Here is a 15,069-nt window from a genome sequence, read left to right as displayed (position 1 = left end):
AGGATTTTCCGCCGGTTCATTGGGGTCAAACATGAGCGTTGGGTTCGCAAAGTCACATCGGGAATTGCTCGATTCACGTCGGTTGGGCCATAGCATGGCCAGCGAGCTTTATGGTCGGGAAGACATTTTTCAGAACGACATCGATGTCATCTTCCATCAGCACTGGATCATGGTCGGCGTAGCAGCCGATGTTCCGGAACCGGGAGATGTTTCGGCGATCGATGTAGGTAAGGCGTCAGTGTTAGTCGTTTGTGACGACGATGGTGCAATTCGTGCTTTCCGCAAGCACGCATCGCATATGGGCAAGGACTTCGACCACCAATGCCGAAGCCGGAACTCTGTCCACCTTCGAAACATTGGTGGTTTGTTGTTCGTCTGTCTGGCGGACACCCCGCCTGGGGACATTGAAAGACTCCAAGAAGTCATGACTCCGCGGCTGGCGCCTTTTCACCTCGAAGACGCGAAAGTGGCCTTTGAGACTGACGTCATCGAACAGGGAAACTGGAAGCTCGTTATCGAAAATAACCGCGAGTGCTACCACTGCAAGGGTGGGCACCCCGAACTTCTCGTGAGCTTGTCGTCCGCGGATCTAGGCTTCTCCGTTGATGACCTCACCGAACAAGAGCGGCTGGAGGTCGAAGATTTCGAAGCGCGGACTCGACGCCAGGTAGCCAGTTGGGAAGAAGACGGCCTCATTCATAGCGTTCACGACGAGATGGATGGGGACAAACCCACCATGTTCCGCGCGCAGAGACAGGTGATCATCGGAGCCGGCGAGTCCCAGACCATGACGACACGAGTTGCGTCCAGAAAACTGCTAGGCGAGTCTGCTCGCAGAGATCTGGGAAGCACCCACTTGTGGACTCACAGTTCGTGGAGTCACGTGATGATCGACCACGCGGTTATCACTTTCTGCATTCCGTTAAGCCCGGACACGACACTGGTTCGGACGAAGTGGCTGGTTCACGCGGAGGCTGTAGAAGGTGTCGATTACGACTTGGAAGAACTCACCGAAGTCTGGAAAGCGACAAACGCCGCCGATGCGAGATTCATGCAGGTGAATCATGCCGGAACGCAGGATCCGGGATACCAGCCGGGTCCGTACTCGAAACACACCGAGGTGTTTCTGGAGAAATTTGCACTCTGGTACACGCGGAGAATGGCAGCGCACGGAATTTGACTGACTCGCGCCATAGTTCTATTCAACCAACGCGAGCTAGCGGCGATGAGCATTGATAGCGCATGCGAACGTTGAGTCACGACGTTCGCATCGTCCTGAAATAAAAACCTAAAACCAGCTGCACAAGAGCGAGCTAAACTTCGGAGAAGGCAATGAGGAATACTAATAAGGCAATCGGTTTTCTGGCTGGGGTTCTGTTTTTCGGCGGAGCACAGGCGCAGTCCGCTGTCACACTCTATGGCGTCATAGATACCGGCTTGATGTACGTGCATCATAGCCAGGGACAGACGAACCAGTACTTAATGTCGACCGGCATCTTGTCAGGGTCGCGCTGGGGCGTGAAGGGCAGCGAGGATCTCGGAGGGGGACTCGCCGCGGTGTTCCAACTCGAGAATGGCTTCAACTCCGGCACCGGGCAGTTCTTCCAAGGTGGCCGGATGTTTGGACGGCAAGCATACGTTGGTCTCTCGGGTAAAGACACATGGGGCACTGTGACATTCGGACGGCAGTATGATCCGCTAGTCGACAAGGTTCAGCCGGTGCAAGGGGATAACTGGCTTGCCGGCTTCTTCATCGCACCCGGCGACGTGGACAACTCCGATAACAGCGTCCGTTTCAACAATGCCGTAAAGTGGGTCAGTCCGGTCTGGGGCGGCTTGCAGGTCGAAGCCATGTACTCGTTGGGCGGAATCGCAGGTGCGACGGGATCGGGTCAAACATACAGCGCGGCGGCCGGCTGGTCAGGTGGGCCCGTGAATGTCGCCGCGGGCTACATGCACGTCGACAATGGCAACGCAACACTCTCCACGCGAGGCACGACTACGGCGGATTCGTTCTTCAACAGCAGTGTCAACGCGGCATATGCAACTGCGCGCTCGATCAATATCGGCCGCGCAGGGGGCAACTATGCATTTGGCCCGGTGATTGTCGGTGGATACTACAGCTATTCCGAGTACAACCCGGACGCTTCGTCGACCTTCACGCGGTCAGAGAAGTATCACAATGGCTCCGTGTACGCCGTATGGAATATCACGCCGGCGTTGCTGACCGAGATAGGCTATAACTATATGCGGTCGCTGGGAGACTCTTCAGCAAAGCGACACCAGGTTGCGCTGGGCGCCGACTACAACCTGAGCAAGCGGACCGACGTGTACGGCGTTGTGGCCTACGCGCACGCGACTGGAACCGACGGGAAAGGTGTCGCGCAAGCAGTCATCGGCTCTGAGGACATCGATGCGGGTAAGCCCTCCCAAGTCATGGCGACGGTCGGAATTCGACACAAGTTCTAAAAGAATTGCTGAGGGCGCACCGCTGGAACTGAGCAGCTTAGTGAATATATCGACCGCGAAGCAACCTCGCATACTCGCTGTACGGATGGCTATTTCTGTCCGTACTAGCAAACGCTATCGCGGCGTAACGCATTACCTTCTCGGAAGATAAAGAAATCATGGCGATCATCAACGACACGGTCTCATTCACCCGAATGGATCAAGGTACGCAAGAGGAATATCAATTCTTAGAAAGAAAGTTCGAGCCACTCTTCCTCGACCTCGCGGACGGTGTCCTGGGCTTACTCGCCAAGCTGAAAGGCGACCGAGTCGGCTACAAGATCGACCGATATGAACACTCGCTTCAGTCGGCCACGCGAGCGTATCGGGATGGCGCCGATGAAGACACCATTGTGATGACGCTCTTGCATGATATCGGTGACACCTTGGCGCCCGAAAATCATTGTGAGCTGGCCGTTGCCATCTTGAGGCCGTACATTTCTGATGACAACCTCTGGATACTGAAGCATCACGCCATATTTCAAGGGTACTACTACTACCACCACATCGGGCGGGACCGGAACCTGCGCGACCGATACCGGGATCATCCGCTTTATCAGAGGGCTGTTGACTGGTGCGAAAACTGGGACCAAGTGTCGTTTGACCCCGACTACGACACCTTGCCATTGGAGTTCTTCGAGCCGATGGTGAGAAAGCTATTCTCCCGCAGTAAATTCAAGTATGGGGATTGAGCGGGCCGCACAGCGTGGCCCGTCATCAACATCTCAGTCGAATTGCGCCGCGCGCGAATGAATCAGCGCGGCGGCACCTTCATTCCAGGGAGTCACCCTGTGGAAGTCGCTCAACACGCAGCTACCGTAACCGGATCAAGCAGGATCATTGCGGCCGTTGGTTGGCCGACCCATCACCTGCGTACCCCAACATTCTTCAATGCCTTGTGTGCGTCGCGTGACATCGATGCGCTCATGGTTCCGTGGGCGGTGCAGGGCAGCGATCTAAAGGATGTGCTCGACGGCTTGCGTCGCGTGGAAAACCTTGCGGGGATCGTTGTCGCGATTCCGTACAAAGCGCGCGCCGCACTGCTATGTGACACCCTCGAGGGAGATGCGATGGCGCTAAAAGTCGTGAACGCCGTGCGACGGAACGAGAACGGAAGTTTCACCGGCCGACTGTACGACGGCATGGCTTTTGTCGAGGGGATGGTGCGGCAAGGCGTTGTCCTGGCCGGTAAGCGCGTTCTGCTGATCGGCGCGGGTGGGGCGGCATCGGCCATCGCACTTGCTCTCGCACGTCAGGGCATCGCAGCGCTCACGGTCACGAACCGTAGCCAGAACAAAAGCCGTGCTCTGCTCGAACAGGTCTCAAAGGCGGCGCCGGGGCCGGACTTCAACATGGGAATACCGGCCGCGTCGGGGCATGATGTGATCATCAACGCCACTTCACTTGGGATGCAAGAAAGCGACCCGCTCCCATGCGACCTGTCAGACCTGAAGGAGGGAACAGTCGTCGCCGATGTCATCATGCAGCCGCCTGTGACCCGCTTTTTACACGAGGCTGCGCGGCGTGGAGCGCTGACGCATCGAGGCGAACACATGGTTCCTGCCCAACTGGACTACTTCCTGCAGTTCTTGCTCGACCAGGCTTGAATCGAGGCACGGGAGCACGCAGTGAAGGAATTCATTGACGGTCGCCTCGAAGGCATTCACCGAGTCGAATGAGCTTCCTTCTCCGAGACTGCGTCCAGTCCCCCGAAAAATTGAGCGCCAGGAAGTTCCGGAAGGCACCTGCCGGCGAAAAGAACGGGCCAGGGATGAAATCGAAAACGTCCTTTGCGGCGCTCATTGCCAGCTTCATTGGATCGAAGTGCCGGGGGCCTCTTACCCAGCACATGAAGCCGCCGCTGGGCTCGCAAAACGCGGTTTGTTCCGGAAAGCTTGCCCGCATCAGTTCAAGCCCCTGCTTCATGCGTTCGGCCAGGAACTGGCAATTCGCACGCGTATGACGTTCGGCCAGCCGGCTGTTGAGATAGCTGGCCAACGCTGCTTGCAAGGCGCGATGAGGCATGTTCAAACCACTAAGCTGCTGACTCGCCAGAATCCTCGCCGCGCGTTGTTCGTTCCCAAGTATCCAGCCGATTTCATAGTTGGAGGACAGCGTCGATGCAGTTCCTCCGAACTGGATAACCGTGTCGAAACGATCGAACTCTTTCAGCGTAGAGGCGTTAAGCGCACCGTAGGTCAGTTCGCTGCTGATGGCGTTTTCGATGATGACTGCGCCGTGCCGCTCAGCCGCCTGAACGAGGCGTCTCGAGGTTTCCCGATCGTATGTCATACCCGTTGGGATGCGATTCGCCCCCGTCAGCACGCTGAGCTTCACGCCCGTCGTCTCGAGGATATGTTCGAATTGCCCGGGGTCGATGCCGAACTCGGGATGCGAATAGATCTCGATCGCCTGGATCTGGCGATGGCGCAGGCTCTCGAGGATCGGATAGAACGAAGGGCTCTCGACGAGAACCGGACGATTGTTCGTGGAAAAGCTGTCGAGGCAAAGGTTGAAGGCTTCCATCGCGGACCGCGTGACGACGACCTGATCGCGTGACGCGTGAATACCTCTCTGCGCCGCGCGGCGAGCGATTGCGGTTCTGAGCTCTGCATCGCCGCCCATCATGTCGGCGCTTCGCGAAGGAGTCTCGAGCAGGGCGCGCCGGAAGGTCTTGCGCAGAATCGGGTCCGCAAGGCTCTCACCCGCCTGGAGCATCATGGCGGATGCTTTCGCGTGGAATGGCACCCGGGAAGCGAACGCCTCGTCGAGCGAACGGACGTTATCGGGAGACATGACGGGCAAGGCATGGGCTCGTCGCTGCGCATCCCTTTGCGGTGCCTTCAGCGCGTAGAAGCCGGACCGGTCGCGTGACGCACAGATGCCCTGAGATTCGAGCAACTCATAGGCTTTATAAACAGTGACGACGCTGAAGCCCGTTTCCTCCGCAAGCCGCCGCAAGGATGGAAGCTTATCGCCGGGTCGAATCAGTCCTGAATCGAGGCGCTTCTTGACGAGTTCCGCGACCTGCCTGAAGCGCTCCATAGACTCTCCCATCTGTACTACGCGAAATCGCGAAAATGTGTGCATTGTAGTACAGAGTGCAATTTACTAAAGTGAGGTCGAGCACTACAGGGAGCGAGGCATATGGAGCACTTCGTGATTGTTGGCGGCGGAACCGCCGCGCACCAGGCTGCAAGAAGCATCGTTGAAATGCGCGTTGACGCTCGGGTGTCGATCGTGCGGTCCGAGCGCCAGACACCGTACAGCCGCCCCCATCTGTCGAAAGCGTTTCTGACGGATCGCGTCGAACCCATGTACCTCTCGGGCGCTGACATGTATGGCGATCCGCGCGTGACGACCATCGATGGAGCGAATGTCGTCGATATCGACCGGCATAACGCGCGCGCTTCGCTCGAATGCGGGCGCGATGTTCCTTACGACAAACTCATCATCGCGACGGGCTCGCGCGTGCGCAGACTGCCGGAAAGCATTGCGCAAGAACCCGTGCACTATCTGCGAACACTCGAAGATGCAATCTCGCTTCGAAGCCGGCTCGCCGATGGTTCGGATGTCGTCGTCATTGGAGGCGGCTTTATCGGCCTCGAGGTTGCGGCGGCGGCGAGACAGCGAAACTGCAAGGTGACTGTTCTGGAGGCGCAGCCGAATGTGCTGGCACGGACGGGATGCACCACGCTAAGCGAGTGGATCTTCAACCTTCACGTCTCTCGAGGCGTCGCTGTCCTGCTGGGTACTCAGGTTGAACGAATCTCACGCACAGCGTCCGGGAAGGTTGTGCTCGATACATCCGAAGGCAAGATGAACGCCGATATCGTCATCGTGGGCATTGGCGTGGTGCCGAACGATGAGCTTGCGCGCCGCTGCGGACTGGACGTCGAGAACGGGATCGTGGTTAATCCACGGTGCGCAACGCAGGATCCCAACATCTTCGCGGCGGGTGAAGTGACCCGCTACCCGGTGGCGCATTTGGGCATTCACACGCGATCGGAGTCTTGGATGGCTGCGAGCGAACAAGGCACGGTGGCCGGGCGAGCCGCGGCGGGCGACGCGTCAGCGGCGTACGCGGAGATGCCGTGGCTCTGGTCCGATCAGTTCGGCAGCAATATCCAGTGTCTGGGATTTCCGGAGATCGCTTCGAAGCGCACCTTGCTTGGCGACTCTGCTTCGAACCAGTGGGTGCTTTTAGGCTGGGACGAAAAAGACCGACTGGTCAACGCTATCGCAGCCAATAGCGGGCGAGACGTATCGGCGATCAAACGTGCCATCAAGCGAGGCACACCGCTTCCGTCGCAGTACACATCTGCAATGCCTGTCGCTGCGCTATAACGGCGTCGCAGGCGAATATCGAACTCGTGACATACCTTAAGGAGAATGCATTCCGATGAACGAAGACTGGACTACCGTATGCAGGGTTAGCGATCTCAAACCCGATACCGCATTTGCCACCGAGGTAGGCAACAAGGCGGTTGCCATCTATTTGGTCGAAGACCGCTACTTTGCGACCGATAACGTGTGTCCCCATGCGTATGCCTTGCTGTCCGACGGATGGCTGGAAGGCAAGGAAATCGAATGTCCGCTCCATGGCGCGCGGTTCGATATCGAAACGGGAGCGCTGCTCGAAGGCCCCGCCGAGTGTGGGCTGCAGACGTACCCGGTTCGGGTGCTGCGCGACGAGGTCCAGTGTCAAACGCACAATCTGAGTTGAGCCGAGGAGCAGCCATGCATGTGATCGACGCATTGAGTTCCGACTTCTATGAAGTCGAGGTTGCCGGAAAGGCGGCAACCGCACGGGATGTCTTTCCCGACTGGAATCCGCACGACCGCTTTGGAATTGTGGTGTACGAGCCGCTGGCCTTGCTGGGTGCAACCCATTTAATCCAAATGGCCTGTATGTGTTTTTATGACGCCAAGCCCGTCCGGCGAACCGAACGCAGAATCTATCCGGAGATTTTTGCGATCCACGTCGGCGATTGGTGGGGCGGCCATGGCAATTTCGATTTTTGGCCGCCACGCCGCGAGGTGTGTGTGTTGGAGGATCATCGTGATGTGTTGGGTGCGATCAACGATCGCGGCATCACGCGCTTGGCTATCCCCGAGCGTCCCAGGCGCGACATCACACATCGCAGAAAGGAAGAGGACTGCGCGTTGGACCGTTTGGTCACTTCGGTGATGTACAGCCCTACAGGCAGGATCGCAAATCACGACTTCACGATCAGGAGCAACAATCGTCGCAGCGAGCGCGATGTGCAACGCGTCATCAGACCGACTCAGTTGTCGGATCAGAGCGTCGCTCAAATGAGCAAATCTGCGGTTCCGGTCAAAGAGGGCGATCCTGATTTTTCGCCGCGGCAAGCCGAGCTGAATGTTAACGTCACGGACGACATCAGACAGCAGGCCGAGGAACGAAGGGCACAGTTGAAAGTAGATGGCCTGATTACCGAGTCCTATCGGTTCGTTCGGCCGGGTGACGTGCTGAAGTGTCTTTGACGTAGTAGCCGCAAGGCCATGTCGTGCTTGTCGTTCACATCCATCCACGCTATCTCCCTACCCAGCGCGACCGATGATCACCGTGCAGGCGTTGCTCGATACCGAATCTCTGAAACTGGCGGTGCTTGGCGGCTCGTCCGGACTGATGCGGACGATCAACTGGGCGCATACCGTTGATCTTCCCGACCCCTGGAGATGGATCGCCGCCGGCAATCTGGTCATGACGACGGGCGTGGGCTTGCCGCGCAACGCGTCGGACCAGGTTGCCTGGCTCGAGAAGCTGGCGCAGAGCAATGCCAGCGCGTTGGTCGTTGCACGTCAGGTCGATGCGCCGGAAGTGTCGCGCGAGATGCTGGAGGCGGCCGACCGTCTCATGTTCCCGGTACTCGCGGCGAGCTTCGAACTCGAATTCGTTCAGTTGTCGAGACACGTGATCGAAAGCGTGCTTCAGGCCCAGCGCGACCGTTTCAGAGCCAGCGAACAACTGTTCGAGACTTATGCGACCGCTCTGCGCGAAGTGCCGGACATGGCCGGACGACTGACCGTTCTTTCGGATCGGTTGAGACTCGGTCTCGCGATCGAAGATGCGGGCAGCGGCTGGATCATCGTTTCGTCGTGCGCGTCGCTTTCGTCTGATGAGCTCAGCCCTGTCTTCGAGGAACGCGTCGCTATCGGCGGGCGAGCGAGGGCGAATCTGGTCATCTCTCGCCGAGACGCGGACGCTTTGCAAGATCCGCTGCTAGTGCGCTCTCTGCTCGGCCTGCTCGAGATCGAACTCGAACGCATGATGATCGATCGCGACGACCTCCGCATGGAAGGCGCCGCGCTCTTGCGCAGCCTGTTGCGGGGCGAGGCCGAGTTTTCGTTTCGTCCAATCCTGGAGCGGCGCGGGTTGACGGGCACGCTCGTCGTGCTCGCGGTCTCTCCGGGAAAACAAGGGCCGTGGAGCGTCGCGGAGATCCACCATGCGCCGGCCTTGCAGGCCCGCCGGCCGTTGCTGCTGGAAGGCGACGTGCTGCTCGTGCTGGCTCCGGACGACGCCGACACGATCGAAAGCCTGCGGTCCGATCTGGGCAAGGGCACCGTGATCGGCATAAGCGGGCCCGTCACGGAGACGGCCGGCTTTCGCGAAAGCGTGCGACAGGCACGCCTCGCACTGGCACAGGCACGTGAAGTCGGAGCGGGCCTCGTACGCTACGGAGAAATCGAAACCGGCTATGTCACGATGCCGAGGTCACTCGCCGAGGCGAGCGCGTTGGTGGGCCGCTATCTCGGTCCTGTGATCGAGTACGACCGCGTCCACGGTACCGCGCTGCTCACGACGCTCACGACCTTTCTCGGGAACGATGGCAACTGGAAATCCACCGCCTTCGACCTGGCGATTCATCGTCAAACCCTTGTCTATCGGCTGAGACAAATCGAGCAGTTGAGCGGCGTCAAACCGACTACCACCGACGGCATCACTCGGTTGTGGCTCGCCATTCAGGCTGGAAAGGCTGCGAATCTGTTCTCCGACGATCTATCGAGAACACAGGACCGATAGTCATACATTTGTACAAAAGCTGTTCTTCGAGCCGAAATTTTGCGCATGGTTTTGCCGGCTCGTATTGCTTTTAATGGAGGTCACAAAAGACAAATTCGTTTCCAGGAGACAACCCTATGCCTGTCCGGACGGAACTCGATCCGCGGCTGAAACAACTGACGCAACTTCCGAACCGCCCGCTGTGGCATGAAGATGCGCCCGCGCGGGAAACGCTGGCCCGGGAAGAGCAAGCCGATGTCGTCATCGTCGGCGCGGGTTTTACGGGGTTATGGACTGCCTACTATCTGCTGAAGGATCAGCCATCGCTAAACGTCGTTCTGCTGGAACGGGAAACGGTTGGCTTCGGCGCGTCGGGCCGCAACGGCGGCTGGGCGTCGGCGATATTTCCGATCTCGCTCGAACGCGTGGCGCACATGTATTCGCACGCCGCGGCATTGCATCTGCAGGCAGCGATGAACGAGACCGTGAACGAAATCGGGCGCGTGCTCGATCTCGAATGCATCGACGCAGATTATGCGAAGCAAGGTTTTCTTTCCCTTGCACGCAGCCAGCCGCAGTTCGATCGAATACGAGCGTCGGTCGATGCGTCGGTTCGCTTTGGATTGCCGGATCAATGGCGCGCGCTCGATGCGAACGAAGCCTCGATGCGGATCGGCGCCGAGCGCGTGCTGGGCGGCCTTTACACCGAGCACTGCGCGCTGATTCATCCCGGCATGCTCGTGCGTGGACTGGCGTCCGTTGTCGAAGCGATGGGCGCGCGAATCTTCGAGAAGACGGCCGCTCTCCACATCGCGCCCGGACGGGTGAGCACGGCACACGGCGGCGTCAAGGCAAGGACGGTGGTGCGTGCCACCGAGGCATTTTCCTGCCAGGTGCCCTCGAACAGCCGTTCCGTCATTCCGCTTTATTCCCTGGTGCTGGCGACAGAGCCACTGCCGCAGGCGCTTCGCCAGCGGCTGAAGCTCGATCATCGCCTGGCTTTCAATGACATGCGTCACCTCAGGGTGTACGGACAGGTGACGGCGGAAGGCCGACTGGTGTTTGGCGGTCGCGGTGCGCCTTACCGCTTCGGCTCCCGAATCGCACCCGAGGATGAACGGGTCGACAAGGTGCATGCCAACATCCACGCCGCGATGCTCGACTTCTTTCCCCATCTGGCCGATGCCCGCATCACGCATCGCTGGGGCGGCGCGTTGGGGGTGTCACGGGACTGGTGCCCGACCGTGAGCATGGACAAAGACGCGCGCATTGCCTGGGCGGGAAACTACGTCGGCGATGGCGTCGCCACGAGTAACCTCGCAGGCCGCATCCTGCGCAATCTGATTCTCGATCGCGAAGAAGCGATCAACCAGTTGCCTGTCGTGAATCATCGCTCGCCGGCCTGGGAGCCGGAGCCTTTTCGCTGGATTGGCATCAATGGCGGTCTCACGGCGGCGGGCTTCAGTGATTTCGAAGAACGTGTAACCAACCAACCCTCTCGTACAGCACGGGTTCTCGAAAAGCTGACGGGTGCTCATTGAAAAAGGAGTGATACATGGCGAAGTTCACCATCGTCAAAGCCGCCGATATTGCTTCGGCTCGACTCGCCTCAGCCGGCCAGCGAGCCGGGGCCGATAGCGGCGATCCCCAGATTGCCGTCCAGTCTGTTGCGCCCGAGGCGATTGGCAATCTGGGTATCTGGGAATGTCAGCCAGGCGGGTGGCCAGTGATCAATCGACCGGACACCGAATTCACGTACATCATTTCCGGGCGCGCCAGGCTTACCGACGACTCGACGGGTGACGTGACGGAGATCACCGGTGGGGACCTCGTCGTCTTGCCGCCCGGATGGACGGGGCGCTGGGATGTACTCGAGCCCGTTCGCAAGATCTACGCTATTTATTAACGCGATGCACGCCGTCGGCACAGACGGCATAGCATCTATAACACCGACCTGTTGTCTGGAGACGAAGCATGAATAAATTGATCTCGCTTGGCGTGACAGCCTGCGCAGCGGTCACGCTGACGCTGCCGGCAATGGCACAGGAAGTCGTCGTGATCGGACACTCGGCCCCGCTGACGGGACCACAAGCGGCGAACGGCAAGGACAATGAAAACGGCGCGCGAATGGCTGTCGACGAACTCAATAAGCAAGGCGTGCTGGTAGCGGGCAAGAAGGTCACTTTCAAACTGGAGTCGCAAGATGACCAGGCCGATCCAAAAACCGGCGTTCAGATTGCACAGATTCTCGTTGATCGCAATGTCGTCGCTGTCTTGGGGCCGTACAACTCGGGCGTGGCGATTCCTGCGTCGCGCGTCTATAACAATGCAGGGGTTCCGCTCCTGCCTGTCGCTTCGAACCCCGCGATTACCAAGCAAGGCTTCAAGAACATTTTCCGGATCGGCGCCAGCGACGCCCAGCTCGGCGGAACGATGGGAGACTTTGCAGCGAAGGAGTTGAAGGCCAAAACGGTTGCGATCATCGACGACCGTTCTGCCTATGGACAGGGCATCGCGGAACAGTTCGAGGAATCGGCCAAGGCGAACGGCCTGGAAATCATCGACAAGCAGTTCACCAACGGTCAGGCGACCGATTTCCTTGGCGTCCTCACGGCGCTGAAAGCGAAGAATCCCGATGTCATTTTCTTCGGCGGCTACGCATCTCAAGCTGCGCCGATGGTCAAACAGATGCGGCAGCGCGGCCTGAAAGCGAAGCTGCTGGGAGGGGACGCCATCTGTACAGCCGACATGGGAAGAGTGGCAGGCGATGCGGCCTCGATTGTCTACTGTTCCCAGGGTGGCACCGCTCTGGACCGGACCGAGGAAGGCAGAGCATTCATCAAGAAGTACAAAGACACTTATCACATCGACATGCAAGTCTATGCGGTCAACTACTACGATGGCGTGAAGATGTTGGCCGACGCCATGTCGAAAGCGGCGACGACGACCGACAAAAGCAAGTTGATCGCGCAACTGGCGAAGGAAGAATACAAGGGGATAGCCGGCACGTATTCCTTCGATGCCGAAGGGAATCTGAAGGGCGCGCCGACAACCGTGTATGTCATTCGAAACGGCTTGCCCGTTCCTTATGTCAGGTAAGCGGCGACTTCTTGAGAAGCTGTGACCGGCGAGCGGGATCGCTGTCGTTCATTCCGCTGCCGTCGGCGGGCGAGCAAACCGGGAAGCCGTCACTGCGACGGCTCGTAGGCTCGACGTCCCGAGGGCAACCCCTCAGACATCCTCCAGACTCTCGCCGCGCTCGGCGATCAGCTTGCCCAGTTCGCGTGTCGACAAGACGCGTCGCATGGGGTTCGTCGATCCGGACTCGTCGTCCGCCAGATTTTCGATGATCGTCAGGAGAACTTTGCGCGCGACCTTGATATCGCGCTCGCTCAGGCCCGTCACGCTGATCTCGTTGACTTCCTCGGCCAGCGGCACGAGCTTGTCCTTCAGCGCGCGGCCCTCGGCCGTCAGAAACACATGCGTGTTCTTCTTGTTCTCGGGACGCTGCTGACGCTCGACCAGCCCGAGCTTTTCCATCGCGGTCACGGCGGCGAAGGTCGTAGGCGCCATAACGCCCGCCTGCTCGCTGAGTTCGCGCTGCGTGAGGCCGTCGGTTTCCCACAGGATACGCAGGAAAGTCCAGTGTCCGAACGACACCGAGTGCTCTGCCAGCCGCATCTGCAATGCGCGCACCATCGAGCGCGTGGCGTCCTTGACGAGGTGCGCCAGGCGGTCGTTCGGCACGGATTCGTGCCAGTGGCGCAGCATCTCCGCGGTTTCCGGCGGCGCGCCTTCTACAGTCTTCTTTCGTGTCATGACAGTGTCTTTTCGTAGAGCGGTTCTTTCCCCGACATGATAGCCGGTGGGTCAATCGTCCTGCTGTCCGGAGATCGGACAGGTCTCTCCGTGCAAACCCGAACTTGTTCGCATCCAGCCGTCTCCTTACCATTATGATTAGATATCGAATAAAAATCGCAGATGCCCGGACGAGGCGGTGAACGCCGCATGCGCCGGCGCATCGTCCTCATGAGCACGGGAATCGGAGACGTTTGGTGGCCAAATCCACAGTCACGCAATTCATGTCGGAATCGGACGCGGCGGACGCGCGCGTCGAGGCCACCTATCACAAGGTCACCTGGCGATTGATGTCGTTCATCTTCGTCTGCTGGGTGCTGAACTATCTGGACCGCGTGAACGTCAGCTTCGCGCAGTTGCATCTGAAGCAGGACCTCGGCTTGTCCGATGCGGCCTACGGTCTCGGCGTGAGCCTGTTCTTTATCGGCTATATCTCGCTGGAAGTGCCGAGCACGCTGTGGCTCAAGAAGATCGGCGCGCGCCTGACCGTCTCGCGCATCATGATTCTGTGGGGCGGCATTTCCACCGCGATGGCGTTCATGACCACGCCGATGCAGTTCTACGTCGCGCGGATTCTGCTCGGCGCGGCCGAGGCGGGTTTCTGGCCGGGCATCATCCTGTATCTGACGTACTGGTACCCCGGCGCGCGGCGCGCGCGCATCACGTCGCGCTTTTTGCTGGCGATCGCCGCGGCGGGCATCATCGGCGGGCCCTTGTCGGGCTGGATCCTGCATAACTTCGTCGATGTGCTCGGCTACAAAAACTGGCAATGGCTGTTTTTCCTCGAAGGCCTGCCCGCGCTGCTGATGGGCATCGTCGCGTTCTTCTATCTCGTCGATCGTCCGCAAGATGCGCGCTGGCTCGATGACGAGCAGAAGAAAATCATCCTCGATGCGCTCGCCGCCGACCGCGCCGAAAAGAAGCCCGCGAAGCACACGCGTCATCAGTTGCTGGTGGCGCTGAAAGATCCGCGCGTGTATATCCTTGCGGCGGGCTGGGGCACGGTGCCGTTGTGCGGCACGATCCTCAACTACTGGACGCCCACCATCATCCGTCAGGCGGGTGTGTCGGATGTGCTCAACGTCGGCTTGCTTTCGGCGTTGCCGTACATCATCGGCGCGCTCGGCATGTTCGCTGTGGCGCGCAGTTCCGACGTGACGCTGGAGCGGCGCTGGCACTTCTTCCTGTGCACGGCGGTGGGCGCGCTGGGCGGCTTTCTGCTGCCCGTGCTGTCGGGCAACACGGCGGCGGCCATCATCTGCCTCGGCATGATCTCCATCTCGTACTTTGGGGCGGCCGCGATCATCTGGTCGATTCCACCTGCCTATCTCTCCGATGATGCCGCGGCCGCGGGCATCGGCGCGATCAGCAGTCTGGGGCAGGTGGGCGCGTTCTGCGGGCCGATTGCGCTCGGCTGGATCAAGACGATGACCGGCAGTCTCGCGATCGGTCTGTCCGCGATCGCCGCGATCGTGATGCTCGGCGGCCTCGCCGTGCTGATCGGCGTGCCGGCCAATACGCTGCGCGAACACGCTGAAAAACATCCCTGAGCATCGATTCTCGCAGCATGGGCGGCGCCTTCGTCATGAAGGCGCCCAGACTGCTGACAAAGCCCTGGCTCTTGCCAGGGCTTTGTCGTTAAATGAGCGCCATGCTCAAGAAACCGACGCCTA

14 protein-coding genes are annotated in these 15,069 nt (G+C 59.4%); 12 read left to right on the top strand and 2 right to left on the bottom strand.

Annotated elements, in window-relative coordinates; all coding sequences use genetic code 11:
• The first annotated feature begins 31 nt into the window (after window positions 1–31).
• The 4 genes from AWB70_RS30110 (at window position 32) to AWB70_RS30095 (ending at window position 4,115) form a co-directional block, all read left to right on the top strand.
• Entirely contained in the window at window positions 32–1,180 is a 1,149-nt protein-coding gene (locus AWB70_RS30110; protein ID WP_053568962.1) for an SRPBCC family protein, read from the top strand.
• A gap of 152 nt (window positions 1,181–1,332) precedes the next feature.
• Complete coding sequence (locus AWB70_RS30105) at window positions 1,333–2,469, top strand: porin (RefSeq protein WP_053568963.1); 1,137 nt, start codon at window positions 1,333–1,335, stop codon at window positions 2,467–2,469.
• 158 nt (window positions 2,470–2,627) lie between these two features.
• Window positions 2,628–3,200, top strand: a complete 573-nt coding sequence (locus tag AWB70_RS30100) for an HD domain-containing protein (RefSeq protein WP_053568964.1) — start codon at window positions 2,628–2,630, stop codon at window positions 3,198–3,200.
• Between the two features lie 57 nt (window positions 3,201–3,257).
• Window positions 3,258–4,115, top strand: a complete 858-nt coding sequence (locus AWB70_RS30095) for a shikimate dehydrogenase family protein (RefSeq protein WP_235024389.1) — start codon at window positions 3,258–3,260, stop codon at window positions 4,113–4,115.
• Window positions 4,116–4,146: 31 nt separating this feature from the next.
• On the opposite strand, the gene AWB70_RS30090 is transcribed toward AWB70_RS30095, so the two are convergent.
• Window positions 4,147–5,553, bottom strand: a complete 1,407-nt coding sequence (locus AWB70_RS30090) for an aminotransferase-like domain-containing protein (RefSeq protein ID WP_053568965.1) — start codon at window positions 5,551–5,553, stop codon at window positions 4,147–4,149.
• A 102-nt stretch (window positions 5,554–5,655) separates the two neighbouring features.
• On the opposite strand from AWB70_RS30090, the gene AWB70_RS30085 reads away from it, so the two are divergent.
• From AWB70_RS30085 to AWB70_RS30055, 7 genes are all read left to right on the top strand, one after another.
• Window positions 5,656–6,855 carry an NAD(P)/FAD-dependent oxidoreductase gene (locus AWB70_RS30085; RefSeq protein ID WP_053568966.1) on the top strand — a complete coding sequence of 400 codons (1,200 nt, stop codon included), beginning with the start codon at window positions 5,656–5,658 and terminating at the stop codon, window positions 6,853–6,855.
• 55 nt (window positions 6,856–6,910) lie between these two features.
• Complete coding sequence (locus AWB70_RS30080) at window positions 6,911–7,234, top strand: non-heme iron oxygenase ferredoxin subunit (protein ID WP_053568967.1); 324 nt, start codon at window positions 6,911–6,913, stop codon at window positions 7,232–7,234.
• 14 nt (window positions 7,235–7,248) lie between these two features.
• On the top strand, window positions 7,249–8,016 hold the full coding sequence (locus tag AWB70_RS30075) for a hypothetical protein (RefSeq protein ID WP_053568968.1): 768 nt from the start codon (window positions 7,249–7,251) through the stop codon (window positions 8,014–8,016).
• A 73-nt stretch (window positions 8,017–8,089) separates the two neighbouring features.
• Window positions 8,090–9,559, top strand: a complete 1,470-nt coding sequence (locus tag AWB70_RS30070) for a PucR family transcriptional regulator (RefSeq protein WP_053568969.1) — start codon at window positions 8,090–8,092, stop codon at window positions 9,557–9,559.
• Window positions 9,560–9,675: 116 nt separating this feature from the next.
• On the top strand, window positions 9,676–11,079 hold the full coding sequence (locus AWB70_RS30065) for an NAD(P)/FAD-dependent oxidoreductase (RefSeq protein ID WP_053568970.1): 1,404 nt from the start codon (window positions 9,676–9,678) through the stop codon (window positions 11,077–11,079).
• A 14-nt stretch (window positions 11,080–11,093) separates the two neighbouring features.
• Window positions 11,094–11,444, top strand: coding sequence for a cupin domain-containing protein (locus AWB70_RS30060; protein WP_053568971.1), 351 nt, complete (start codon window positions 11,094–11,096; stop codon window positions 11,442–11,444).
• 68 nt (window positions 11,445–11,512) lie between these two features.
• Complete coding sequence (locus AWB70_RS30055; RefSeq protein WP_053568972.1) at window positions 11,513–12,637, top strand: branched-chain amino acid ABC transporter substrate-binding protein; 1,125 nt, start codon at window positions 11,513–11,515, stop codon at window positions 12,635–12,637.
• Window positions 12,638–12,769: 132 nt separating this feature from the next.
• On the opposite strand, the gene AWB70_RS30050 is transcribed toward AWB70_RS30055, so the two are convergent.
• A complete protein-coding gene (locus tag AWB70_RS30050) occupies window positions 12,770–13,357 on the bottom strand; it encodes a MarR family winged helix-turn-helix transcriptional regulator (RefSeq protein ID WP_014250408.1) in 588 nt (195 codons plus the stop codon).
• Between the two features lie 263 nt (window positions 13,358–13,620).
• Here AWB70_RS30050 and AWB70_RS30045 point away from each other — a divergent pair, with 263 nt between their 5' ends.
• Window positions 13,621–14,946, top strand: a complete 1,326-nt coding sequence (locus AWB70_RS30045) for an MFS transporter (RefSeq protein WP_075644250.1) — start codon at window positions 13,621–13,623, stop codon at window positions 14,944–14,946.
• The last annotated feature ends 123 nt before the right edge of the window (window positions 14,947–15,069 follow it).

The organism is Caballeronia cordobensis, assembly GCF_001544575.2.
Classification (GTDB): domain Bacteria; phylum Pseudomonadota; class Gammaproteobacteria; order Burkholderiales; family Burkholderiaceae; genus Caballeronia; species Caballeronia cordobensis.
This window is presented reverse-complemented; position numbering and strand designations above follow the sequence as displayed.

Excerpts from the sequence above, each read along its gene's own strand:
- AWB70_RS30110 (WP_053568962.1), top strand. The coding sequence starts at position 32 with ATGAGCGTTGGGTTCGCAAAGTCACATCGGGAATTGCTCGATTCACGT.
- AWB70_RS30105 (WP_053568963.1), top strand. The coding sequence starts at position 1,333 with ATGAGGAATACTAATAAGGCAATCGGTTTTCTGGCTGGGGTTCTGTTT.
- AWB70_RS30100 (WP_053568964.1), top strand. The coding sequence starts at position 2,628 with ATGGCGATCATCAACGACACGGTCTCATTCACCCGAATGGATCAAGGT.
- AWB70_RS30095 (WP_235024389.1), top strand. The coding sequence starts at position 3,258 with ATGAATCAGCGCGGCGGCACCTTCATTCCAGGGAGTCACCCTGTGGAA.
- AWB70_RS30090 (WP_053568965.1), bottom strand. The coding sequence starts at position 5,553 with ATGGAGCGCTTCAGGCAGGTCGCGGAACTCGTCAAGAAGCGCCTCGAT.
- AWB70_RS30085 (WP_053568966.1), top strand. The coding sequence starts at position 5,656 with ATGGAGCACTTCGTGATTGTTGGCGGCGGAACCGCCGCGCACCAGGCT.
- AWB70_RS30080 (WP_053568967.1), top strand. The coding sequence starts at position 6,911 with ATGAACGAAGACTGGACTACCGTATGCAGGGTTAGCGATCTCAAACCC.
- AWB70_RS30075 (WP_053568968.1), top strand. The coding sequence starts at position 7,249 with ATGCATGTGATCGACGCATTGAGTTCCGACTTCTATGAAGTCGAGGTT.
- AWB70_RS30070 (WP_053568969.1), top strand. The coding sequence starts at position 8,090 with ATGATCACCGTGCAGGCGTTGCTCGATACCGAATCTCTGAAACTGGCG.
- AWB70_RS30065 (WP_053568970.1), top strand. The coding sequence starts at position 9,676 with ATGCCTGTCCGGACGGAACTCGATCCGCGGCTGAAACAACTGACGCAA.
- AWB70_RS30060 (WP_053568971.1), top strand. The coding sequence starts at position 11,094 with ATGGCGAAGTTCACCATCGTCAAAGCCGCCGATATTGCTTCGGCTCGA.
- AWB70_RS30055 (WP_053568972.1), top strand. The coding sequence starts at position 11,513 with ATGAATAAATTGATCTCGCTTGGCGTGACAGCCTGCGCAGCGGTCACG.
- AWB70_RS30050 (WP_014250408.1), bottom strand. The coding sequence starts at position 13,357 with ATGACACGAAAGAAGACTGTAGAAGGCGCGCCGCCGGAAACCGCGGAG.
- AWB70_RS30045 (WP_075644250.1), top strand. The coding sequence starts at position 13,621 with ATGTCGGAATCGGACGCGGCGGACGCGCGCGTCGAGGCCACCTATCAC.